General features: G+C 70.8%; 3 protein-coding genes. All 3 read right to left on the bottom strand.

Annotated elements, in window-relative coordinates; all coding sequences use genetic code 11:
* Positions 1–1,388, bottom strand: a 1,388-nt coding sequence (locus G6020_RS10745) for a biotin carboxylase N-terminal domain-containing protein (protein WP_347238356.1), incomplete at its 3' end; no start/stop codon positions are given.
* Positions 1,389–1,553: 165 nt separating this feature from the next.
* Positions 1,554–2,234, bottom strand: coding sequence for a Maf family nucleotide pyrophosphatase (locus G6020_RS10750; protein ID WP_182610622.1), 681 nt, complete (start codon positions 2,232–2,234; stop codon positions 1,554–1,556).
* A 21-nt stretch (positions 2,235–2,255) separates the two neighbouring features.
* Positions 2,256–2,659 (bottom strand): cupin domain-containing protein (locus G6020_RS10755; RefSeq protein WP_241732668.1); only part of this gene is annotated, 404 nt, incomplete at its 5' end.

A 2,659-nucleotide genomic window follows, 5' to 3' on the forward strand; every position in this document is an offset into this window, starting at 1 on the left:
GCGCTCCACGGCTCGATCGGGTTGTCCCACTCCTCCTCGATCCACTTGGTGTAGACGTCGAAGCCCTTCCCGTCACCCACGAAGGCGGGGTTGGCGACGACGTGGGCGTGGAACGGGATGACGGTGGCCATTCCCTCGACCGTGAACTCCGCGAGGGCACGGGCCGACCGCGCGAGCGCCTGGTCGCGGTCCTCGCCCCACACGATCAGCTTGGCCAGCATCGAGTCGAACTGGCCACCGATCGTGTCGCCCTGCTCGACGCCGGAGTCGACGCGGACGCCCGGCCCGCTGGGCTCGTGGTAGCCCGTGATCGTGCCGGGGGCGGGCAGGAAGCCGCGTCCGGCGTCCTCGCCGTTGATGCGGAATTCGAACGCGTGGCCGCGCGGGGTCGGGTCCTCGGTGAACTCGAGCACCTCACCCTCGGCGATCTTGAACTGCTGCAGCACGAGGTCGATGCCCGCGGTCTCCTCGGTGACCGGGTGCTCCACCTGGAGGCGGGTGTTGACCTCGAGGAAGGAGATCGTGTCGCCCTGGACCATGTACTCGACCGTGCCGGCGCCGTAGTAACCGGCCTCCTTGCAGATTGCCTTGGCGGAGTCGTGGATCCGCTTGCGCTGGTCGTCGGTGAGGAACGGGGCCGGGGCCTCCTCGACGAGCTTCTGGAAGCGACGCTGCAGCGAGCAGTCGCGGGTGCCGGCGACGACGACGTTGCCGTGCTGGTCGGCGAGGACCTGGGCCTCGACGTGGCGCGCCTTGTCGAGGTACTGCTCGACGAAGCACTCGCCGCGACCGAAGGCGGCGGTGGCCTCACGGGTGGCCGAGTCGAAGAGCTCGGCGACCTCGGACATCTCGTGGGCGACCTTCATCCCGCGCCCGCCGCCACCGAAGGCGGCCTTGATGGCGATGGGCAGGCCGTACTCCTCCGCGAACTTCACGACCTCGTCGGCATTGGCGACGGGGTCCTTGGTGCCGGCCGCCATCGGAGCCTTGGCGCGCTCGGCGATGTGGCGGGCGGTGACCTTGTCGCCCAGGTCGCGGATGGCGCTCGGCGGGGGGCCGATCCAGATCAGCCCGGCGTCGATGACGGCCTGCGCGAAGTCGGCGTTCTCGGAGAGGAAGCCGTACCCGGGGTGGATGGCGTCGGCTCCGGACTTGGCGGCCGCGTTGAGGATCTTGTCGAAGACCAGGTAGGACTCCGCGGAGGTGGTGCCCCCCAGGGCGAAGGCCTCGTCGGCCAGCTTGACGAACAGGGCATCGGCGTCGGGCTCGGCGTACACGGCCACGCTGGCCAGACCGGCGTCCTTCGCCGCGCGGATCACACGTACAGCGATCTCGCCGCGGTTGGCGACGAGGACCTTGGTGATGTGAGAGCTGGCATGACTGGGCACTCAGGGCCTCCTGGTGATGGACGTCTCTTAGACCGGTGCGCCCGGTAGGGGCACCGATATTCTCCAGCAGTCTAATGAGAGGCCCCCCTCATGTGTGGGTTTGGGGGTCGAAGGGCTGCCCCACGGGGGCGGGCCGAGCAGATCGTCGCCTCTCTGACCTGCTGTTCAGCTGCGGAGCTCGGGGCGCCACAACTGGTGCGCGTGGATCCCGGCCCCCTCGAGGAGGCGCCGCAACAGCGGCAGGCTGAGTCCGATGACGCTCGACGGGTCGCCGTCTATCCGGTCGATGAACCAGCCGCCGAGCGATTCGATGGTGAAGGCGCCGGCGCATTCGAGGGGCTCGCCGGTGCGCAGGTAGACGTCGAGGTCGGCGTCCGACGGGGCGCCGAAGTGAACCGTGGTGTCGGAGGTGTCGGACCCGCTCCGGGTGACGACGAGGGGGCCGTCCCCGGTGAGGTCGGCGACCATCAGGGCGTGGCCGGTGATCAGGACCCCGTGACGACCGCGCATCCTGCGCCACCGCGCCATCGCCCGCTCGTAGGTGTGCGGCTTGCCCTCGAGCCGGCCGTCGACCAGGAGCATCGAGTCGCAGCCCACCACGATGAGCGTGTCGGCACCCGCGGCACGGGCCTCGGCCGCGAGTGCCCCGCCCTCACGATCGAGGACGTCCTGCGCCTTGGCGCGGGCCAGGTCCTCCACCACGCGCACATGCGGGGTGCCCGCGGGGAGCGCGGCCTGGAGGGCGTCCTCGTCGACCTGCGGGTGTCGGATGAGCGGGTCCACGCCGGCCTGCTGGAGGATCCGCAGTCGGGACGGGGAGGCCGAGGCGAGGACGAACGTGATCATGGGCCCAGCGTAGCCAGGGCCTCAGGCCCGCGGCAGCAGCATGGTGACGGTGAGCGTGGTGGGCTCGAGCGCGCGCACCGAGTGCCGCAGCCTCGGTGTGAGGTGGAGTACCTCACCGGGCACCAGGACGACCGTGCGGTCGGGCAGGCCGAACTCCACCCGGCCCCGGAGCACCTGGACGAGGACCGGGTGGTGGGCCGCGTGGTCGCCGAGCTCATGACCCTCCCCGAATTCGAACGCCACGATCTTGGCGGACTCGTCCTCGTGCACGACGGAGGCCCGCGGCCGGTTCTCGAAGGGCTCGGCGCGACCGATGATGTCGGTCAGGTGGGTGGCGGTGCCCTCGGTGGTCCCGGCGCGGCTGCCGTGGTCACGGTCGTCGCGCGTGGAGTCGACGGAGGTGGGGGCGGGGGTGGCGGGCTCGG

It is taken from the genome of Dietzia sp. B19, from assembly GCF_014145155.1.
Classification (GTDB): domain Bacteria; phylum Actinomycetota; class Actinomycetes; order Mycobacteriales; family Mycobacteriaceae; genus Dietzia; species Dietzia natronolimnaea.